Source organism: Leucobacter chromiireducens subsp. chromiireducens (assembly GCF_016758255.1).
Classification (GTDB): domain Bacteria; phylum Actinomycetota; class Actinomycetes; order Actinomycetales; family Microbacteriaceae; genus Leucobacter; species Leucobacter chromiireducens.
The window spans coordinates 939,943-959,163 of record NZ_QYAD01000001.1 but is presented as its reverse complement, the minus strand read 5'-3'; the positions used below and the strand labels follow the sequence as shown (position 1 = coordinate 959,163).

At 70.5% G+C, this 19,221-nt stretch carries 17 protein-coding genes; 3 read left to right on the top strand and 14 right to left on the bottom strand.

The features are described from left to right. The first annotated feature begins 9 nt into the window (after positions 1 to 9). On the top strand, positions 10 to 1,233 hold the full coding sequence (hutI, locus tag D3226_RS04510) for an imidazolonepropionase (RefSeq protein ID WP_202381165.1): 1,224 nt from the start codon (positions 10 to 12) through the stop codon (positions 1,231 to 1,233). Here hutI and D3226_RS04505 read toward each other — a convergent pair. The 8 genes from D3226_RS04505 to hutH form a co-directional block, all read right to left on the bottom strand. Next, complete coding sequence (locus tag D3226_RS04505) at positions 1,230 to 2,015, bottom strand: ABC transporter ATP-binding protein (protein ID WP_202381164.1); 786 nt, start codon at positions 2,013 to 2,015, stop codon at positions 1,230 to 1,232. The genes hutI and D3226_RS04505 overlap by 4 nt on opposite strands. Then, positions 2,012 to 2,866 (bottom strand): ATP-binding cassette domain-containing protein, encoded by an 855-nt coding sequence (locus tag D3226_RS04500; RefSeq protein WP_202381163.1) that lies wholly within the window; start codon positions 2,864 to 2,866, stop codon positions 2,012 to 2,014. The genes D3226_RS04505 and D3226_RS04500 overlap by 4 nt, the downstream gene beginning before the upstream one ends. Further along, positions 2,863 to 3,720, bottom strand: a complete 858-nt coding sequence (locus D3226_RS04495; protein ID WP_202381162.1) for an ABC transporter permease — start codon at positions 3,718 to 3,720, stop codon at positions 2,863 to 2,865. The genes D3226_RS04500 and D3226_RS04495 overlap by 4 nt, the downstream gene beginning before the upstream one ends. Then, positions 3,717 to 4,679 carry an ABC transporter permease gene (locus D3226_RS04490; RefSeq protein WP_202381161.1) on the bottom strand — a complete coding sequence of 321 codons (963 nt, stop codon included), beginning with the start codon at positions 4,677 to 4,679 and terminating at the stop codon, positions 3,717 to 3,719. The genes D3226_RS04495 and D3226_RS04490 overlap by 4 nt, the downstream gene beginning before the upstream one ends. 101 nt (positions 4,680 to 4,780) lie before the next feature. Further along, complete coding sequence (locus D3226_RS04485; RefSeq protein ID WP_202381160.1) at positions 4,781 to 6,292, bottom strand: ABC transporter substrate-binding protein; 1,512 nt, start codon at positions 6,290 to 6,292, stop codon at positions 4,781 to 4,783. Positions 6,293 to 6,343: 51 nt separating this feature from the next. Further along, entirely contained in the window at positions 6,344 to 7,102 is a 759-nt protein-coding gene (locus tag D3226_RS04480; RefSeq protein WP_202381540.1) for a DUF1684 domain-containing protein, read from the bottom strand. Positions 7,103 to 7,180: 78 nt separating this feature from the next. Then, a complete protein-coding gene (locus tag D3226_RS04475) occupies positions 7,181 to 7,963 on the bottom strand; it encodes an IclR family transcriptional regulator (RefSeq protein WP_202381159.1) in 783 nt (260 codons plus the stop codon). Positions 7,964 to 8,011: 48 nt separating this feature from the next. Further along, a complete protein-coding gene (gene hutH, locus D3226_RS04470) occupies positions 8,012 to 9,613 on the bottom strand; it encodes a histidine ammonia-lyase (RefSeq protein ID WP_202381158.1) in 1,602 nt (533 codons plus the stop codon). 124 nt (positions 9,614 to 9,737) lie between these two features. On the opposite strand from hutH, the gene D3226_RS04465 reads away from it, so the two are divergent. Further along, positions 9,738 to 10,691, top strand: a complete 954-nt coding sequence (locus D3226_RS04465; protein ID WP_202381157.1) for an arginase family protein — start codon at positions 9,738 to 9,740, stop codon at positions 10,689 to 10,691. Between the two features lie 99 nt (positions 10,692 to 10,790). Next, positions 10,791 to 12,269: an amino acid permease gene (locus tag D3226_RS04460; protein ID WP_202381156.1), complete on the top strand. Its 1,479-nt coding sequence runs from the start codon at positions 10,791 to 10,793 to the stop codon at positions 12,267 to 12,269. 40 nt (positions 12,270 to 12,309) lie between these two features. Here the strand turns inward: D3226_RS04460 and hemL are convergent, their stop codons facing one another. The 6 genes from hemL to hemE form a co-directional block, all read right to left on the bottom strand. Beyond that, positions 12,310 to 13,647 carry a glutamate-1-semialdehyde 2,1-aminomutase gene (gene hemL, locus D3226_RS04455; protein ID WP_202381155.1) on the bottom strand — a complete coding sequence of 446 codons (1,338 nt, stop codon included), beginning with the start codon at positions 13,645 to 13,647 and terminating at the stop codon, positions 12,310 to 12,312. Then, the gene (hemB, locus tag D3226_RS04450) at positions 13,644 to 14,621 is read right to left on the bottom strand and encodes a porphobilinogen synthase (RefSeq protein WP_202381154.1); all 978 of its coding nucleotides are present in this window, start codon (positions 14,619 to 14,621) and stop codon (positions 13,644 to 13,646) included. The genes hemL and hemB overlap by 4 nt, the downstream gene beginning before the upstream one ends. Continuing rightward, on the bottom strand, positions 14,618 to 15,508 hold the full coding sequence (locus D3226_RS04445) for a uroporphyrinogen-III synthase (protein ID WP_202381153.1): 891 nt from the start codon (positions 15,506 to 15,508) through the stop codon (positions 14,618 to 14,620). Before D3226_RS04445 ends, hemB begins: the two co-directional genes overlap by 4 nt. Then, entirely contained in the window at positions 15,505 to 16,476 is a 972-nt protein-coding gene (gene hemC, locus D3226_RS04440) for a hydroxymethylbilane synthase (protein ID WP_202381539.1), read from the bottom strand. The genes D3226_RS04445 and hemC overlap by 4 nt, the downstream gene beginning before the upstream one ends. A gap of 68 nt (positions 16,477 to 16,544) precedes the next feature. Next, complete coding sequence (locus D3226_RS04435; protein ID WP_202381152.1) at positions 16,545 to 18,059, bottom strand: protoporphyrinogen/coproporphyrinogen oxidase; 1,515 nt, start codon at positions 18,057 to 18,059, stop codon at positions 16,545 to 16,547. Then, positions 18,049 to 19,209: a uroporphyrinogen decarboxylase gene (gene hemE / locus D3226_RS04430; RefSeq protein WP_202381151.1), complete on the bottom strand. Its 1,161-nt coding sequence runs from the start codon at positions 19,207 to 19,209 to the stop codon at positions 18,049 to 18,051. Before hemE ends, D3226_RS04435 begins: the two co-directional genes overlap by 11 nt. Positions 19,210 to 19,221: the final 12 nt, after the last annotated feature.

The window sequence follows — 19,221 nt, the reverse complement described above, 5'->3', positions numbered from 1 at the left end:
AACACGGCCATGACCGCATCGATCGTGATCGACAACATCGGCGAACTCACCACCCACGATCCCGAACTGGGTGCCGGGATCGGGTCGCGCATGCGCGATGCCGCGGTGGTGGTCGAGGGCGAACGCATCGCGTGGGTGGGAGCGTCCGCCGCTGCCCCCGCCGCGGACACGCGCGTCGATGCCGCGGGACGGGCGCTCCTGCCCGGCTGGGTGGATTCGCACACGCACCTCGTGTTCGCCGGCGATCGCACCGCGGAGTTCGAGGCACGCATGGCGGGCGAGGCCTATGCGGCCGGGGGAATCAATGTCACGGTGGAGGCGACCCGAGCTGCCTCCGACGCGGAGCTCGAGGCGAACCTGACGCGCCTCGTGGCCGAGGCCCGACGCGGTGGCACGACCACCCTGGAGACCAAGACCGGCTACGGCCTCACCACCCCAGACGAGGTACGCGCGGCCCACATCGCAGGCCGCCACGCCGACGCGGTGACGTTCCTCGGTGCCCACGTGGTGCCCGCCGGATCGGATCCGGACGCGTATCTCGACCTCGTGACGGGGCCGATGCTCGACGAAATCGCCCCGTTCGTGAGCGCCGTGGACGTGTTCTGCGAGGAGGGAGCGTTCGACGGCGAGGCGACTGCGCGCGTACTTGCGGCTGCGCGAGCGCACGGACTCAGCACGCGCGTACACGGCAACCAGTTGGGCCACGGCCCCGGAGTGCAGCTCGCCGTCGAGAGCGGTGCGCTGAGCGTCGATCACGTGGGATTCCTGGACGACGCCGATATCGCCGCGCTGGCGGGGTCCTGGCGGGGCGAGGCGCGAGGCACGGTCGCGACCGTGCTTCCCGCGTGCGATCTGTCCACGCGGATGCCGCTCGCGCCCGCGCGCCAGCTGCTCGGCGCGGGAGCGGTAGTGGCCATCGCCTCGAACGCGAACCCCGGCACCTCCTACACGAGCTCGATGGCGTTCTGCGTCGCGACCGCGGTGTTGCAGATGGGCCTCAGTGTGGAGGAAGCGGTGCACGCGGCCACCCGCGGCGGCGCGATTGCGCTCGGCATGGCCGAGGACGGGTGGTACGACCCGCGCGGCGTCGCGCATCCGCGCATCGGCGTCATCTCACCGGGCGCGCGTGCAGACCTGCACCTGCTCGACGCCCCCTCGGTCACGCACCTCGCCTACCGCCCGGGGATGCCCCTCACGGCAGCAGTGTGGCGGGCAGGCGGGCGGGTCGTCTAAGCGACTGTGCTCTGGGGCTCAGCGCCGCGCCGCCGCAACCTCGGCACCGCAGCCACGAGTTCCCGGGCGTACTCCGTTGTGGGGTTCGTGAGGATCTCTCGCGTGGGGCCTTGTTCGACGACGCGTCCAGCGCGCAGCACAACGGTGCGCTCGCATACCGCCGCGACGGCGCTCAGATCGTGCGACACCATCACCAGCGCCAACCCACGCTCCGCACGCAACTCGGAGAGGAGGTCGATGACTTGGGTGCGCGTCGTGACATCGAGCGCGCTCACCGGCTCGTCCGCAAGCAGCACGCGGGGATTCGACACCGTCGCCCGCGCGATCGCGATCCGCTGCCGCTGGCCGCCCGAGAACTCGTGCGGATAGCGCTCAGCGGTATCCTCGGGCAGGCCGACGGCGGCGAGGGCCGCCGCCACACGGCGCCGGGCATCATCCCCCGTGGCAAGCCCGAGCGATCGCAGCGGCTCCGCGACAATACGGTCGATCCGCTGCCGCGGGTCGAGCGAGGAGTACGGGTCTTGAAACACCGTCTGCACGCTCGCGCGGAAACGCCGCATCTGCGCACGATCCCGCAGCAGGAGCGGCGCGCCATCGAAGCGGACCTCGCCACTCTGCGGCGCGCGCAGGCCAAGCAGCAGCGACAGGATCGTGGATTTGCCGGATCCAGACTCCCCCACGAGCCCGACGGTCTCACCGGCCGCGACGCTCAGGGACACGTCGTGTACCACGGTGCGTTTTCCGTAGGCGAAGCTCGCCTCGTGCAGTTCGAGCAGGCTCATCGGCTCTCCTCCGAGAAAGACGCGGGCGCAGCCCCGGGTGCGACGTCAAGCGCCGCGTCGAGCGCCCGGGCGCTGGCAACGAGCCGCTGCGTGTACTCGTGTTCGGGGGCCCACAGCACCCGCTCAGTCGCGCCGGTTTCCACCGCGCGGCCCCGCTGCATCACGGTAATCCGATCCACGATCTGTGACACCACGGCGAGGTCGTGGCTAATAAATAGCAATGCCATGCCGCGCTCGCGGACAAGTCGGTCGAGCAGGGTGAGCACTTCCTGCTGCACCGTCACATCGAGCGCCGTGGTCGGTTCGTCCGCGATGAGGAGTCGCGGTTCCGCTCCCAGGGCGATCGCGATGGCAATGCGCTGACGCTGGCCGCCCGAGAGTTCATGCGGGTAGGCGCGCGCAATGCGTGGTTCGGTGAGGGCGACCTCGGCGAGTGCGTCGCGCACCGCTGCATCGAGCGCGGCCCCGGTGAGTCCCCGGTGCCGCCTGATCGGCTCGGCCACCTGCTTGCCCACGCGCATGAGCGGGTCGAGTGCGGTCAGCGGTTCCTGGAACACGATCGAGGCCACTGGCCCGCGCAGGGGCCGGAGCGCGTCATCCGTCGCCCCCACCGTCTGCGTCCCCGCGAGGAGCACGGAGCCGTTCGCCGTGAGCCCTGGAGCGAGCAGGCCGGTCAGGGCCAGTGAGGTCACTGACTTGCCGGATCCGGACTCGCCGATCAGCCCGAAGCGCTCCCCCGCGGCGATCTCGAACGAGACGTGTGACACGAGCGGGGTGCCGTCAGCTGTCGTGACGGTGAGATCGCGCACGGTGAGCAGAGGTACAGCGTTCGCAGCGGGTGCGCCGGTCATCGGGCCCTCCGGATCGTGGGGTCAGTGAACGCGCGCAGGCCGTCCGCGATGAAGTTCACGCCGAGCACGAGCACGACGAGCGCGAGACCCGGCACGATCGCCCCGAGCGGTGCGGTGAGGACGGTGCCCTGCGCTTCCTGGAGCAAACGCCCCCAGGAGGCATTCGGCGGTGGGGCACCGAGGCCGAGGTAGCTCAGGCTGGCTTCCGCGAGCACCGCGATCCCGAACTGCAGGGCGAGCGCTGAGGCGAGCATGGTGGCGATATTGGGCAGCACGTGGCCGAACACGATCCCGAGCCAGCGAGTGCCGCTCGTGCGCGCCGCCGTGATGTACTGCTCCTGGAGCACGCGCTTCGCGAGGACCCGCGTGAGGCGCGCAATCACCGCGGACATGCCGAGCCCGATCGCGAGGATCACGGATCCCAGCGAGGCTCCCTGCACCGCAACGATGAGCATGGCGAGCAGCAGCACGGGGAACGCGATCATCACGTCCAACCAGGCGGAAAGCGTGTCATCGAGCCAGGGGCGCGCAAACGCCGCGACAAGCCCGAGCGTGATGCCGAGCACGGCGGCGATCGCGACGGATCCGGCCCCCACGCTGAGGGCGATCCACGCCCCGATCATGAGCTGACTGAAGAGGTCTCGACCCAGCTTGTCCGTGCCGATCCAGTGTGCGGCACTCGCACCCTCGAGCCGGCCACCGCTCGTGTCCCCCTGCGCATACGGGAGCCACACGAGCGACACGAGTGCGAGCACCACGACCATGCCAGTGAGCGCGAGGCCGAGGATGAGGGTCGCACGGCTGGAAATGCCGCGGGAGCTGCGACGACGCGGAACGAGAATTTCTTGACTCATCGGTTCCCCGAAACGCTCTGGCGCAATCGCGGGTCAACGATGCGCTGCACCACGTCGGCGGCAAAGCCCACGAGCAGGACAAACAGGGTGCTGACCACGAGGACCCCCTGGATAGTGACGTAGTCGTGTTGGGTGATCCCGCCGAGCAGCAGGCTGCCCAGCCCGGGCAGGCTGAACACGCTCTCGACCACGACCGCGCCAATCAGTGCCGTGGACAGCTCGATACCGAGGATTGCAATGACCGGCACCGAGCCGTTGCGCAGGCCGTGCCGGATCAGCGCCTCACCGAAGCCGGCCCCGTGCGCCCGCGCGGTGCGCAGGTAGTCACTCCCGAGTACGTCGAGCGTTGCGGTGCGGACGTAGCGGGCAAGTGAGGCGCTCATGACGATCGCGATGGTCAGCACTGGGAGGATCAGCGAGGTGAGCGCCTCAGCCGGATTCGCCCAGTCACCGCGGGGAAAACCGCCTGAGGGCAACCACCCCAGGCCGAGGGCGAATAGCCAGACCAGCAAGATGCCGACCCAGAACGCGGGCACCGCGATGCCCAGCTGCGAAAAACCGGAGAGCAGCGTGCCGACCCAGTGATCCGCCTTCACGGCGGCGGCAATGCCGATGACGAGTGCGAGCACGACCGCCAGCAGGAAGGCGAGCACCGTCAGCGGCAGGGTGACGACCAGCCGGGCCGCGATCTCTGGGCCTACGGGAAGCTGGCTGATCAGCGAGGTGCCGAAGTCGAAGCGCAGGATCTGCCCAGCCCACAGCGTGAACTGGTTCCACAGCGGCAGGTTCGAGCCAACCTGCTCCTGTGCGGCCGCAATCTGCTCCGGTGTGGCGTTCACCGAGAGCAGCGCGTTCGCCGGATCCCCCGGCAGGAGCCGGAGCAGCACGAAGATCACGATCATGGCGACCGCGAAGGACCCGAGCAGAAACCCGAGCCGGCGTGCGAGGTACCGAGTCATATCTGTCATTCTCTCGCGGGGCTGTTCCCCACGCGCGGACCCGCCCGGAGCGTGTTCCTTCGGGGAACGCGTGCCGGGCGGATCAGGGTGTGCGGTGCGGTCTAGCCCTTGACGATGTCGTACGCGAAGAACTGCGAGTTCAGGCCGTTCACTGGGTAGCCGGTGACATCGCTCGCGGACACGACGATCTGCGGGAACAGGTACAACCAGGCGCTCGCCGCGTCTTCTGCGATCTGCCGGTTGACCTCCTTGAGGAGTTCGGTCTGCGCGGCTTCGTCCGGAGCCTGCTCGGCCTCGGTCACCCAGCGCTGCACGTCGGCGTTGTTGTAGCCCCAGTAGAAGTCCGGGTTGCCGTACCAGACGACGTCGCGGTCGTTCACGTGTTCCTGCAGCGTCGCCTCGAAGTCGCGCTCCTTGAACACCTTCGAGTACCACTCGTCTGCGCTGATCGTGTTGATCGTGACGGTGATCCCCACCTTGGCGAGCTCCGACTGCACGAACTCGGCGACGACCGGGTGCGGGTCGTAGCTCGGGGTGTCGAGCGTGAAGGCGAAGCCGTCGGCGTAGCCCGCCTCTGCGAGTTGGCGCTTCGCGAGCTCTGGGTCGTACGGGTTCACCTCAGTGAGGTCCTCGTACCAGGGGTCGGTCGGCGGCACCATCGAGCCGATCAGGGTGCCGTAGTCACCCCAGATCGCGGAGAGCAGCTTTTCACGGTCGATCGCCGAGGTGATCGCCTTGCGAACGAGCGGATCGGAGAACGGCTCGACCCGGTCGTTGAAGGCCAGTACCTCCTTGGTCGTGGAGTTGCCCGCGCTAATCGTGTAGTCAGCGTTTCCCTCGAACTGCTCCAGCAGGTCCGGGCTCTGCACGCTCGTGATGAGGTCGAGCTTGCCGGTCTGGAGTGCGTTGTTCTGGGCCGTTGCGTCGGTGAAGTAGTTGAACTCGACGCCAGCGTTGGTAGCGGGCTCGCCCCAGTAGTCGTCCCATCGGGTGAGCGAGAGGCTGCTGCCGCGCTTCCACTCGTCGAGCGTGTAGGGACCGGTGCCGTCCTCGGAGCTCATGAGATCCGTCGCATCGCTGTTCACGATCCAGACGTAGCTGAGGTTGTACACGAAGGAGATCGAGCGGTCATTCAGGTGGAACACCACCGTCTGCTCGTCCGGCGTTTCGATCGAGTCGACCACGGAGAAGCTCGACTTGCGTGCGGACTGCGAGTCCTCGGCGGTGACCGCCTCGACGCTCGCCTGCACATCGGCCGACGTCAACGCCTTGCCGGAGTGGAAGGTGACCCCCTCGCGCAGCGTCACGGTTACCGTCAGGCCGTCGGTGCTCGTTTCGACGTCCTCAGCAAGGAGGTTCTCGACCTCGCCCTCGTCCGTGAGCTTGAACAGCCCCTCGTAGACGTTGCCGGTGAGCGCCTCCGTGACGCCCTGGCCGCCGCCCGCGGTGTTCGAGAGGTTGATCGGCTCGTAGAGCGAGCCGACGGAGATCACGGCGTCGGGACCAGCGGCACCGGTGCCGCCGCCCGCGCAACCGGTGAGGAACAGAGCGGCGGCCGCGACAGCCGCGATCGCTGAGGTGGTGCGCTGCGCGCGACCGAAGGGATACTTCACGAGGGGTCTCCTGGGGAGGTAAGGATCAGGTATGGATCAAGTGAGGGCGCGTCAGAGCGCGTAGATGTCAAAGTCGCCGGTGAACAGCACTTGCTTCTCACCGGCCTGGACGGGCTCGGGGAAACGATTCTGCGCCGGCGGCATCGGGCAGTTGTACTGCACGGAGAACCCGCAGGGCGGCACGAAAGCGCGGTTGAAATCGAGGAGTACGGTGCCCGGATCACCAAACGAGGCACCGTCGGCGCGCTGCACAAACAGGAAACGGCCGGCCCCGTACGTGGCGTCCTCCCCCTGCGCGGTGTTGCTCGGGTCGCCGAACACGAGCAGCAGCGTGCCGCCGTCGTCGAACGCGGCGAAGCGGTACTCGACTCCGTTGCGGGTGAAGGTGATGTCGCCGGGAACGACGAGGTCCCGGCTGCCACCGTTGTCGCGAATGTGCTCAAACGGGACGGTGCGATCCGCCGCGACGGGCGTGAACTGCGCGGTGATCACCCATTCCGGGGCGAAATCAAAGGCCGTGATGCGGTCGAAGGCGCGAATCGCGGGCGAGGCGGCGTCCCAGACACGAACGCCGTGCTCTGTCTCCCCCGTGTCGATGTTCGTGCGGGCAAGCGCGGTCACGGTGATGCCCTCACCCGCGGCGGCCTGCTCAGCCTCCGTATCGGGAATTTCACCGGCGGGCAACCACCGGGTCTCGACCAGCGAAAGATTTCCAGTGGGGCCGGTCACCGCGGCAGCGCGATCCTCACGCCAGGCGTCGTAGGTGTCTTGGGAAGCGGCAATAGCCTCGGTCAGCACAGCATCACTCATAATGATCACTATTCAATAATATAACGCGAGCGAATGCCAAACTGTGACGGAAGATGACGGGGCCACAGCATCGCCGACTCAGCTGGCGCGCCCGTGGATCCGGGCAGAGAGCAGTTCGGCGGTGTCGCGGAGCTCGGCCGCGAGACCACCGAACTGCTCCTCGGGAAGGTCCGCGTCGCGAAACGTCAGCGCAATCGCAGCAACGGGCCAGCTGCGGTGGTCGAGCACGGGCACTGCGATCGAGGAGATCCCGGGGGTCACCGCCCCTCGCTCGACGGCGTACCCGCGGGTCACCGTCGCGTCGAGCACGGAACGGAGTCGCGAGTACCGATCAATCGCGGGCTCGGCCGCGTCATCGTGCCGCTGCACGAATGCTCCCTGATCCGGATACAACGCTCGCACCTGCGCTTTAGGGAGCGCCGCAAGGATTGCGCGCCCGCTCGCGGTGAGGTGCATGGGCAGCCGAACGTCGACGTCGGACACAAGGGTCGCACCACCGCGCACACGCTCCTCGATCACGTACAGCACGTCCCTGCCGTGCGGCACCGCGAGGTGACCACTCGTGCGCACCCGGTCGACAAGACCCGACATCAGCGGGCGTCCGATCCGCGCCAGCGGCTCCTGGCGCGCATACGCCGAGCCGAGCTCGAGCGCGGCGATCCCGAGCCCGTAGCGCTGCTCCTCAGGGAGGTGCATGACAAAGCCGTGCTCCTGCAGCGTCGCGAGCAGGTGGTACACCGTCGAGCGAGGCAGCCCCAGCTGCGTGGCGATCATCGACGCGGGCAGCGGGCCGCGCGCCGTGCTCAGGTGGCGGAGAATGCGCAGCGTGTGGTCGGCCGCCGGCACCTTCGCATCGCTCATACTCGGAACTCTAGCGCGCCGTCGCGCGGCGGTCGCGGAGCACCCGGCTCAGGAGAGCTCGCCTGGGATCGCAGCCGCAACCGTGTCGAGCACGGCGCCCGTGTGCACGAGCTCGTACGCCGCAGCAATGTCTGGCGACAGGAACGCGTCGACATCGGGGGCGGCGATCCGCGTGCGGAACAGCTCGTGCACCGCCGCGGTGGCGGGGCCCGGCTCTCCCGCGGCGGCGGCCACGCGGAAGTCGAGCGCGCGGGTGGAAGTGAGCAGTTCGATCCCGAGCACGCGGGTGAGTCCGTCGAGCGCGCGACGCAGCTTGCTCCCGGCGTGCCAGCCCATGGACACGTGGTCCTCCTGCATCGCGGAGGACGGGATCGAGTCGACGCTCGCGGGCGCCGCGAGGCGCTTGAGCTCCGACACGATGCCCGCAGCCGTGTACTGCGCGATCATGAGGCCCGAATCGAGGCCGGCATCCGCCGCGAGGAACGGCGGGAGACCGTGGTTCCGCGAGACGTCAAGGAAGCGGTCCGTGCGGCGCTCGGACATGCTCGCGACGTCGGCGACCGCGATCGCGAGGAAGTCGAGTACGTAGCCCACGGGTGCGCCGTGGAAGTTCCCGTTCGACTCGACGCGACCGTCGGGCAGCACCACCGGGTTGTCCACCGCGGCGCGGAGCTCGGCGCCCGCGACGCGCGCTGCGTGATCGGCGGTATCGCGCGCAGCACCGTGTACCTGCGGGGCGCACCGCAGCGAGTACGCGTCTTGCACGCGGGTGAATTCGCCCTCCGCGGGGCGCTGCACGAGGCCGGAGCCCGCGAGCACGGCACGCATGTTGGCGGCCGCCGCGGCCTGGCCGGGGTGCGGCCGAAGGTCCTGTAGTTCAGCAGCGAAGACCGCATCGGTGCCCGTCAGCGCCTCAACGCTCGCGGCCGCCGCGACATCGGCCACTCGCAGGAGCGCACCGAGGTCGTGCAGTGCGAGGCACAGCATGCCGAGCATGCCGTCCGTCCCGTTGATGAGGGCGAGGCCCTCCTTCTCCGCCAACACGAGCGGTTCGATGCCCGCTGCGGCGAGCGCTTCGGCCGCGGGCACGGGCGCGGCGTTGGGGTCGCTCGACACACGCACGTGCCCCTCCCCCATGAGCGTCAGCGCACAGTGCGCGAGGGGGCTGAGGTCGCCCGAGCACCCGAGTGAGCCGTACTCGTGCACCACGGGGGCGATGTCGGCGTTCAGAATCGCCGCGTAGGTCCCGACCACGACGGGGCGCACGCCGGTGCGGCCGGACGCGAGGGTGTTGAGGCGGAGCAGCATAAGCGCGCGCACCACCTCGCGCTCCACTTCTGGCCCCGTGCCCGCCGCGTGCGAGCGGATGAGGCTGCGCTGCAGCTGCTGGCGCTTCTCGGCGGGGATCTGCACCTTGGCGAGCGCGCCGAAGCCGGTGGAGACGCCGTAGTGTGGCCGGCTGTCGGTGGCGAGCTCATCGATCATGGCGCGGCTCGCGGCAACCGCGGCGAGGGCTTCGGGGGCGATTGTGACTCGGGCGCCTGCGCGCGCCACCGCAACGACGTCGGCGATAGTGAGTGGCTCGGCGCCGAGCGTGATGGTGGCGGAGGCGAGCACGTCGGTGACGCGCGAAGGAGAGCGAGTGTCCATGTGTCGATCTCAGCGCATCGGGCGAGTTCCCGGTCGTCGCTTCTGCGTTCTCCTGTCTGGGATCCCAGACAGCTCACCGAAATCTCTGCGCTGCGTCAGCTGCGCCCTTGCTACCGTCGCTGACATGAGCACCGCTGCCCTCGCACACGATCCGGCCTGGCCCCGAACCGGCGGGTGGCCCCCGCTCCCCGCAGATGCGCGTGCCCCCGTCGATCTTGCACTCGTGGGGGTGCCGACCTTCGCGACCTCACTCTCCCCGACCCGCGCCCACGAGACCCCCGCGGCGATCCGCGCGGCACTCCAACGCTACTCGAGCCACGTCGCCTGGCCGGGCTCGGACCACGCGCGGGGCGCTGAGCGCGAGCTCGTGCTCGACGAGGCGCTCACCATCGCCGACGCGGGCGACCTCGCGGAGCCAGACTCAGCGCACGGAGAGCGTGCCGCCACCGCACGCATCGCGGAGCTCGCAGCGCGTGCGCGCCTCGTGGTGGCGCTCGGGGGCGACAACGCGCTCACGGTTCCGGCGGCGCTCGGCGTTGCCGGGAATCGGCTCGCCGACGCGGGCCTCATCACGGTCGACGCCCACCACGACCTCCGAGACGGCCGCAGCAATGGCTCTCCGGTGCGCAGGCTTATCGAGGCCGGGCTTCACCCGCATCGCATCGTGCAGATTGGGATCGCGGACTTCGCGAACTCGCGCGTCTACCGCGAGCGTGCGCGCTCACTCGGCATCACAGTGATTCACCGCGACGAACTCCACGACCGGCGGCTCGCAGACGTCGCCGCCGAGGCTCTCGAGATCGCGGGAGCGGCCGGCGGGCCGATCCATGTCGACCTCGACGTCGACGTGTGCGACCGCAGTGTTGCGCCGGGCTGCCCCGCATCGATTCCGGGCGGGATCCAGGCTCACGAACTCCGCCAGATGGCGCGCCTCTTCGCCGCGGACCCGCGCGTGCGCGGGATCGACATCGCGGAGGTGGACGCCACGGCAGACACGCCAGATGGACGCACGGTGCGGCTCGCCGCGCTCCTCGTGTTGGAGGCCGCGACGGGGCTCGCCCTGCGTCTGCAAAAATAGGGGTGGGCGGTGTCGCCGCTGGCACCCGCCCGCTCCCTCATGCGTGGTTCCTGCGGTGCTCCGTCCGCAGCCCGATCCTCCCCGTGAATGGACCCCCGCATGGAACCCTCGGAACCGGGCGGCACTCCTGTCGCCGCCGATCAGCACGCCCCCGCGGCCGCTCGTCCACCGCGCGCCACGCTCAAGCGGGGTCTCACGGCGCGACATATCCGGTTCATGGCGCTCGGCTCGGCAATTGGCACCGGGCTCTTCTACGGTTCCGCCGGGGCGATCCAGGCGGCGGGGCCGGCGGTGCTCCTCGCGTACATGATCGGCGGCGCGGCCGTGTTCATGGTGATGCGCGCACTGGGTGAGATGGCCGTGCGGCACCCCGTTGCTGGTTCCTTCGGACAATACGCCTCCCGCTACCTGGGCCCGTTCGCCGGGTTCCTCACGGGCTGGACGTACACCTTTGAGATGTTTGTGGTGGCGCTCGCAGATGTCACCGCGTTCGGGGTGTACATGGGGTTCTGGTTCCCCGACGTCGATCGCTGGGTCTGGATCCTCGCGCTCGTCCTCTTCATCGGGGCGATCAACCTCATCAGCGTCAGGGTATTTGGTGAGCTCGAGTTCTGGCTCGCACTCATCAAGATCACGGCGATCGTGCTGATGATCGTCGGCGGCATTGCGATCATCGTGTTCGGGATCGGAAACCAGAGCGCCGGCGCGGCGGGACTCGACAACCTCTTGGCCCACGACGGCTTCTTCCCCACCGGCGTCGCCGGATTCCTCGCCTGCTTCACCGTGGTCATGTTTGCGTTCGGCGGAATCGAGGTGATCGGCATCACGGCGGGCGAGGCGCAGCACCCCAAGCAGGTGATCCCCCGCGCCATCAACTCGGTTCCCGTGCGCATCCTGCTGTTCTACGTGCTGGCGCTCGCCGTCATCATGTCGATTCAGCCGTGGAACACCATCGATGGCTCGGCGAGCCCGTTCGTGACGATCTTCGACTCGCTCGGGCTCACGGGCGCCGCGCACGCGCTCAACGCGGTGGTGATTACCGCGGCCGTCTCCGCGATCAACGCGGACATCTTCGGTGCCGGCCGCATGCTGCACGGGCTCGCCGAGCAGGGGCACGCGCCCCGGGCGTTCATGAAGCTCACGCGCACAGGGGTGCCGTGGCTGACCGTCGTCACGATGGTGGGGGCACTGCTCGTCGGAGTGCTGCTCAACGTGTGGTTCCAGGAGCAGATCTTCTTCCTCATCGCCGCACTCGCGACCTTTGCCACCGTCGTGGTGTGGCTGATGATCGCGCTCTCGCACATCCGCATGAAGCACGAGATCGCGCGCGACGGGAAGTTGCCGAGCGAGTTTCCCGTTCCGCTCTGGCCCGCGGCGTCCTACGCCACGGTGGCATTCATCGTCTTCATCGTGGTGATGATCGGCGTAGTGGAGAACACTCGCCCGGCCCTCATCGTCGGGCTGCTCTGGGTTGGACTCCTCGCGCTCGCTTACCGACTCTGGGTGCGTGGCGCTGGCCGCGAGCGGTACCCCCTCGTTGACGAGACGAGCCCGATCACGAAGCCGCTGCGGAAGTAGTGATGGGCGGGTGCGACCGCTCGCACCCGCCCCGATCCCGCTAGGCGGTCGCGCGGGCGGCCGCCGCGGCAGCAGCCGGAAGCGCCGCGGCGATCCGCTCAAGCGCCGCAGCGTCGTGGGCTGCCGTCACAAACCACGCCTCGAACGCGCTCGGCGGCAGATTCACCCCGCCATCGAGCATCGCGTGGAAGAACGCACGATGCTGGTCCGTGTTCTGTCGCTGCACGCCAGCGTAGTCGCGCGGTGCCTCCGCGTACTCACCAAACACCACGCTGAAGAGCGTGCCGGCCCGCGAAATGCTGTGCGGCACGGATGCGGCGGTGAGCGCGTCGCCCACGGCGCCGGCCACTGCATCGGCGGCGTTTGCGAGGCGATCATAGGCCGCCGCGTCGGCGAGACGGAGCGTGGTCAACCCCGCGGTGACCGCGAGCGGGTTCCCGGAGAGCGTGCCCGCCTGGTAGACGGGCCCGAGCGGGGCCAGCTGCTCCATGATCTCCGCGCGGCCACCGAGGGCGGCAAGCGGCAGCCCGCCGCCCACCACCTTGCCAAAGGTGAAGAGATCGGGCGCGATCCCCTCGGGCATGTTCTCCGATTCGATCCCCCAGTAGCCTGCGGGGCCGGCGCGGAAACCGGTGAGCACCTCGTCGAGGATCACGAGCGCGCCATGTCGGTGTGCAAGCTCGATCATGGCCTCCGTGAAGCCGGGCGCGGGCGGCACGATCCCCATGTTCGCGGCGGAGGCCTCCGCGATGACGCCGGCGATACGGTCCCCGTGCGCGGCGAAGGCTGCCTCGAGCGCAGGCAGGTCGTTGTACGGGATCACGAGCGTTTGCCCCGCGGTCTCAGGCGTCACACCGGCCGAACCGGGCAGGGCGAGCGTCGCCAGCCCAGAGCCTGCAGCGGCGAGCAGCCCGTCGGAGTGACCGTGGTAGTGCCCGGCAAACTTGACGATCAGCGGGCGTCCGGTCGCACCGCGCGCCAGCCGAATCGCAGTCATGGTCGCCTCGGTGCCCGTCGACACGAGGCGCACGCGCTCCACGACTGGCACCCGGCGGGTGATCTCCTCAGCGAGTTCGGCTTCCTCGGGCACGGAAGCGCCGAAGCCCAGGCCGCGGGCCGCCGCCTCCTGCACCGCTGCCACCACCTCGGGGTGCGCGTGGCCGAGCAGCGCGGGGCCCCACGACGCAACCAGGTCAACGTACTCGTTCCCGTCGGCGTCCGTCACGTACGGCCCTGATCCCGAAACAAGGAAGCGTGGCGTGCCGCCGACCGAGCCGAACGCGCGCACCGGCGAGTTCACCCCGCCGGGAATGACGCGGGCCGCGCGCTCCTGCAGCTGCGCACTGCGCACCGTGCGCTGCTCCTGTGCCCCGCTCATCGCTGCCACCCCGCAGCCTCGATTGCGAAGTAGCTCAGGATCGCATCGGCCCCCGCGCGCTTGATGCAGGTGAGCGATTCCGCGATTGCCGCCTCGCGGTCGATCCACCCGTTGGCGGCGGCCGCTTCGATCATCGCGGCCTCACCCGACACCTGATAGGCCCACACGGGCACCGGGCTCACCGCGGCGACATCGGCGAGCACGTCAAGCGAGGTCATGGCCGGCTTCACCATGACGATGTCGGCGCCCTCGGCGATATCGAGCTCAGCCTCGCGGAGCCCCTCGCGGCGGTTCGCAGGGTCCTGCTGGTACCCCTTCCGGTTGCCCGTGAGCTGCGAGTCGACGGCCTCGCGGAACGGCCCGTAGAACGCGGACGCGTACTTCGCGGAGTAGGCGAGAAGCGCTGTCTGCTCGTGTCCTGCAAGGTCGAGTGCCTCACGCACCGCCGCCACCTGGCCGTCCATCATGCCCGAGAGTCCGAGCAGCGCGGAGCCCGCCTCGGCCTGGGCGATCGCCATCGCGGTGTAGCGCTCGAGCGTCGCATCGTTGTCGACCTCACCGCTCGCGTCGAGCACACCGCAGTGGCCGTGGGAGGTGAACTCGTCCAGACACAGATCCGTCTGCACCACGAGCGCATCGCCCGCTTCTTCGACCACGGCGCGGGTGGCGAGATTCAAGATCCCTGCGGGATCGTCCGCCGCGCTCCCCCGCGCGTCGCGCTCGGCGGGCACGCCGAACAGCATGATGCCCCCCACCCCAGCACTCGCTGCGGCCTCTGCCACGGCACGAACCGAGTCGAGCGAGTGCTGCTGCACGCCGGGCATCGCCGAAATCGGCTGCGGTTCGCTGAGCCCCTCGCGCACGAACACCGGCAGGATGAGCTCGGCGGGGTGGACGCGGGTCTCCGCGACCAGGCGCCGCAGCGCCGGAGTGCGGCGCAGTCGGCGCGGTCGGATGCTGGGAACAAGGGTCATGCGTGTGCTCCTGAGGAATCGGGTGCGGTGGAGTGTGGAGGTGTGTGGACGGTGGGGGTCGCAGCGGAGGCGTCGACCGCCGCGGCGAGGGCGTTGAGCATGCCCGGCACTGTGTGCGACGTGGCAACGAGGTGCGGCCGGATGCCAAGCTCCGCGAGGGCCCGGGCGGTCGGCGGCCCAATCGCCACAATGCGTGCCGCTGGCGGCAGCGGCTGACACCGTACCGCGAGCTCGCGGGCCACGGAGCCGCTCGTCACGAGAATCGCGTCGATGCCTGAGTCAAGCGCAGCGCGCTCGGCCCCAGCGTGCCGCTCGGTGGGAACGGTGCGGTACGCGGTCACGCGGTCGGCGCGTTCTCCCGCTGCGGCGAGCGCGCGCTCGAAGTCGTGACCGGCGCCCGCCGCGACGGGAAGCAGCACGCGCGGCGGTTCCGCGGTGGTGCCGGAGCGGGAGTCAGTGGACTGGGGGGCGCCCGTGCTGGGGTCGGCGGAGAGCGTGGCGCTGAGCGCTTCGCCGAGCCCGCGGCCCGTGTACTCGTGCGGGGGGATGAGATCTGGCGTGAGGCCGGCCTCCACGAGCGCCTGCGCGGTCGCGGGACCCACCGCGGCAATCCGCGAGCCCGCGACGGGGCGTACCCGGGCCGCACGCAGCGCGGCGGCGCCCGCCGCGCTCGTCACCGCGAGCCAGGCGTACGCTCCACGATGCCAGCGTTCGATCGCGGCGGTGAGCGGCGCGGTGTCCGCGGGCGGCGCGGACGTGATGAGCGGGAGCACCACGGGGACACCGCCCCGGCGCCGCACCTCACGCGCGGTGACGTGCGCGCTCTCGGCGCTGCGCGGAATGAGGATGCGCAGCCCCGTGAGCGGCGGCAGAACGGGGCTGCTCATCGGGCCGGGCCGAGCGGCGCGAGTTCCGCGGCGCCGCGCGCAAGCAGGTCCGCGGCAGCGGCACGCCCCAGCCGCTCGGCGACGTCGGCGTCTGCGGCGTCCCACGGCTCGCTTGTGCGCGCGGTGAGTTCAGCGCTGCCGTCGAGCCGGTAGACGGTGGCGGTGAGGCTCAGCCGCCCCGCGCGCACGGCTGCGGTCGCGCCGATCGGTGCGGCGCACCCCGCCTCGAGCGTGCCGAGCAGCACGCGCTCGGCGGTAGCGCAGGCGCGCGCTTCGGCATCGTCGAGCGCGGCGAGCGCCGCGTCCAGGTGGGCGACCCCGCGGTCGCTCGCACGCGATTCAATTGCCAGCGCTCCCTGGCCGGGCGCGGTCGGCACGGTCGCGAGCGGGAAGCGCTCGGTAATTGCGTCGGCAAGACCCGAGCGGTCAAGCCCGGCAGCGGCGAGCACCACAGCGTCGAGGTCGACCCCCACCCGCCCCAGTCGGGTGTCGACGTTGCCCCGCAGATCGTGCACCGCAAGGTCGGGGCGCGCGGCGAGGAGCTGCGCGGCCCGGCGCGGTGAGCCCGTGCCAACGTGCGCACCGGCTGGCAGATCGGCCAGCGCGAGACCGTCGCGGGCGCACAGCGCGTCGCGTGCATCGGCGCGCACGGGGATCGCCCCGAGCGTGATGCCCGCACACGGGCCCGTGGGCAGGTCCTTCAGCGAGTGCACCGCCAGGTCGCACTCCCCCGCGAGCAGGGCCTCGCGCAGCGCGCTCACAAACACGCCCGTGCCCCCGAGCTGCGAGAGCGACTCACGAGACACATCGCCGTGCGTGGTGATGGTCACGAGCGCCACGTCGCAGCCCGTGGCAGCCGCAATGGCCTCGGACACGGTGGTCGTCTGCGCAATCGCGAGTCGGCTACCGCGCGTGCCCACTCGGATCAGCCCGGGGCGCGCAGCCTCGGCGCCGGGCGCGCGGTACACGCGGCCGCGCGGCACCGCGCGCTGCGTTTCAGCGAGGGTGGAGTCGTGCGGGGTGTGGGGCTGGGTGTTCACGCGGGGTGCCTTTCCGAGGATGGGTCGAGGGGTGTCGCCGCGCTTTCTGGCGCGGCGGAAGCGGTGTGCGCGCACACGCCGTGCGCGGTGAGCAGCTCGCGCGCAGTGCGCTGAGCGGCGGGAATCACGGCAGCAAAACCTGCACCGGATCGCCAATCGCCCGCGAGCAGCACGCCCGCCGGCGGGGTTACGGGGGTCCGCTCACCGCGGGCCGGCATCTGCCAGGTCCGACGAGCGAGGCCCTGCACCGCTTCCCGCGGCAGCGGAGCGCCGAGAATCGCGGCGGCGTCGCGGAGCGCGAGCGCGAGCGCTGCGTCGTCGTCGAGTTCAATCGTGGCGGGGGCTGCGCCGTCTCGGCCGTAGGAGAGCCGCACAAGCTCCGTGTCCTGGTGCGTGGCGTGTGGCCACTTCCGTGAGATGTGCGTCAGGGCTTTCGCGACGATCTGGGGTGAGGTCGCGTTTCCCTCCGCACCGGCAGGCCCGGCGGCGGGGCCGGTTCCAGTCGCCGCAGCGCTCACGAGCGCGCCCGTGCCGCGCGGGGCACGCACGAGTGAGGCGACCGTGGGGTGGGTCCGGTCGAGCGCCAACACCAGCACCTCGACCGTGCTCTCGGTGGCGCACTCGGCGGGGCTGCCGAGAATTGCGCGTGCCACCGATTCGGGCACGGCGAGCACCACGGCGTCGACGCGGGCGTGCACCTCGCCAGCATCGCCAAGCAGCGCGATCCCCGACTCCGTGCGGTCGAGCGCCGCAACGGGTACGCCCGTGCGAATCTCGGCCCCCGCTTCGCGCACCGCGCGCTCGAGCGCGGTCACCAGCTCAGTCATTCCACCGCGCAGGGTCGCTACGGCCCCGCCCGCGGCGCTCGTGCGGCCGCGCAGGGCACGCGCCCCGCGGGTCAGCGAGCCCGTCCGCTGCACCTCGGCTTCGAGCCCCGGCAGCACGCTGAGCGGCAGCCGCTCAGGCGGCGCGGAGTACACCCCCAGCGCGACGGGGCGCACCAGCCGATCAAGCACCGCGGCGCCCGAGCGGGCCCGGACCAGTTCGGCAATCGTCGTGCTGCCGCGGCCCACGCGTGCGGGCAGGAGCGGCTCAACCGCGGCACGGAGCGCACCGCGCAGTCCGAGCACTCGGCGGGTGGCCGAGCTCAGCGGCGCCGCCGGAATGCCCAGCGTGCCCGCGGGCGGCAGCGGCGCAGCGGCGCCATCCACTGCGGAGACGAGCCACGAGCCGAGTGGCGCAGGGGTGGCTGCACGCTCCGCGATCCCAAGCTCCCGAAGCAGTTCCGCGACGTGCCCACCGCGCGTTGCGAACGCTTCGGCCCCGATGTCTACGCGGCGGCCGGCGAGCTCAGCACTCTCGACACGCCCACCCAGCCGCTCGGCGGCCTCGCACACGAGCACCTCGGCCCCGGCGAGGGAGAGCTCGCGCGCCGCAACGAGGCCGGAAACGCCGCCGCCCACCACACCGACGCGCAGCGCCGGGCGTGCGGTGAGCGCGTCAGCTGGCATGTGCGAGCTCGACGATTCTGGTGAGCACGGCGGGGTCCGCCTCCGGCGGCACACCGTGGCCGAGGTTCAGCACGTGGCCGGGCGCGCGCTCGCCGCGCCGCAACACATCGGCAAGCTCCGCGCGCAGCACGGCCTCCGGAGCTCCGAGGAACGCGGGATCGAGGTTGCCCTGCAGCGGGAGGCGATCACCGAGACGCGCGGAGGCTTCATCGAGCGGGGTGCGCCAGTCGACGCCGAGAGCCGAGGTGCCGAGCTCTGCCATGGCCTCGAGCAGGTGACCCGAACCGACCGCGAAGTGGATCGATGGCAGCGGCCGCCCATCGGAGTCGTGCAGCTCCCGTACCGCCGAGAGCGCCGCCGCCGAGGCAGGTGCGACGTGAGCACGGTAGTCGGCAACGCCGAGCGATCCCGCCCACGAGTCGAACAGCTGCACCGCGCTCGCCCCCGCGGCGACCTGTGCCGCGAGGAACTCGCCGCTCAGCTCAGCCGTCCAGGCGAGCAGCTCGCGCCACGTCTCGGGGTCCGCATGCATAAGCGTGCGGGCACGGAGGTGATCGCGCGACGGACCACCCTCGACCAAGTACGCCGCGAGCGTGAACGGGGCACCGGCGAAGCCGATGAGCGGGGTCTCGCCGAGTTCGGCGACCGTCCGCTGCACCGCTTCCGTGATCGGGCCGAGCGCGGCGCGCAGGCGCTCAGGGGTGAACTCGGCTCGGCAGCGGGCCACATCGGCCGCCGTGCGCACGGGCTGCGCGAACACCGGGCCGCGGCCCGCGACAAGATCGACGTCCACCCCGGCGAGGAGCAGCGGCACGACGATGTCACTAAAGAACACGGCGCCGTCAACGCCGTGGCGACGCACCGGCTGCAGCGTGATCTCGCTCGCGAGCTCGGGATCGAGGCAGGCGTCGAGCATCCGCGTCGTTGCGCGAATCTCGCGATACTCCGGCAGCGAGCGGCCAGCCTGGCGCATAAACCAGACGGGGGTGCGCTCGGGTCGATCGCCGCGCAGCGCCCGCACGAGCGGGGCTGCGGCCGTTCGACCGGTGACGAGCGGGTGCTCGGCGGGGAGGGGGGACCCACCGGGCGCACGGGGCACCGATGCGTCTGATCGGTTGGTGGGCTCGGAGGAGGCTGGCTGCGCGTTCATCAGACGTGATGG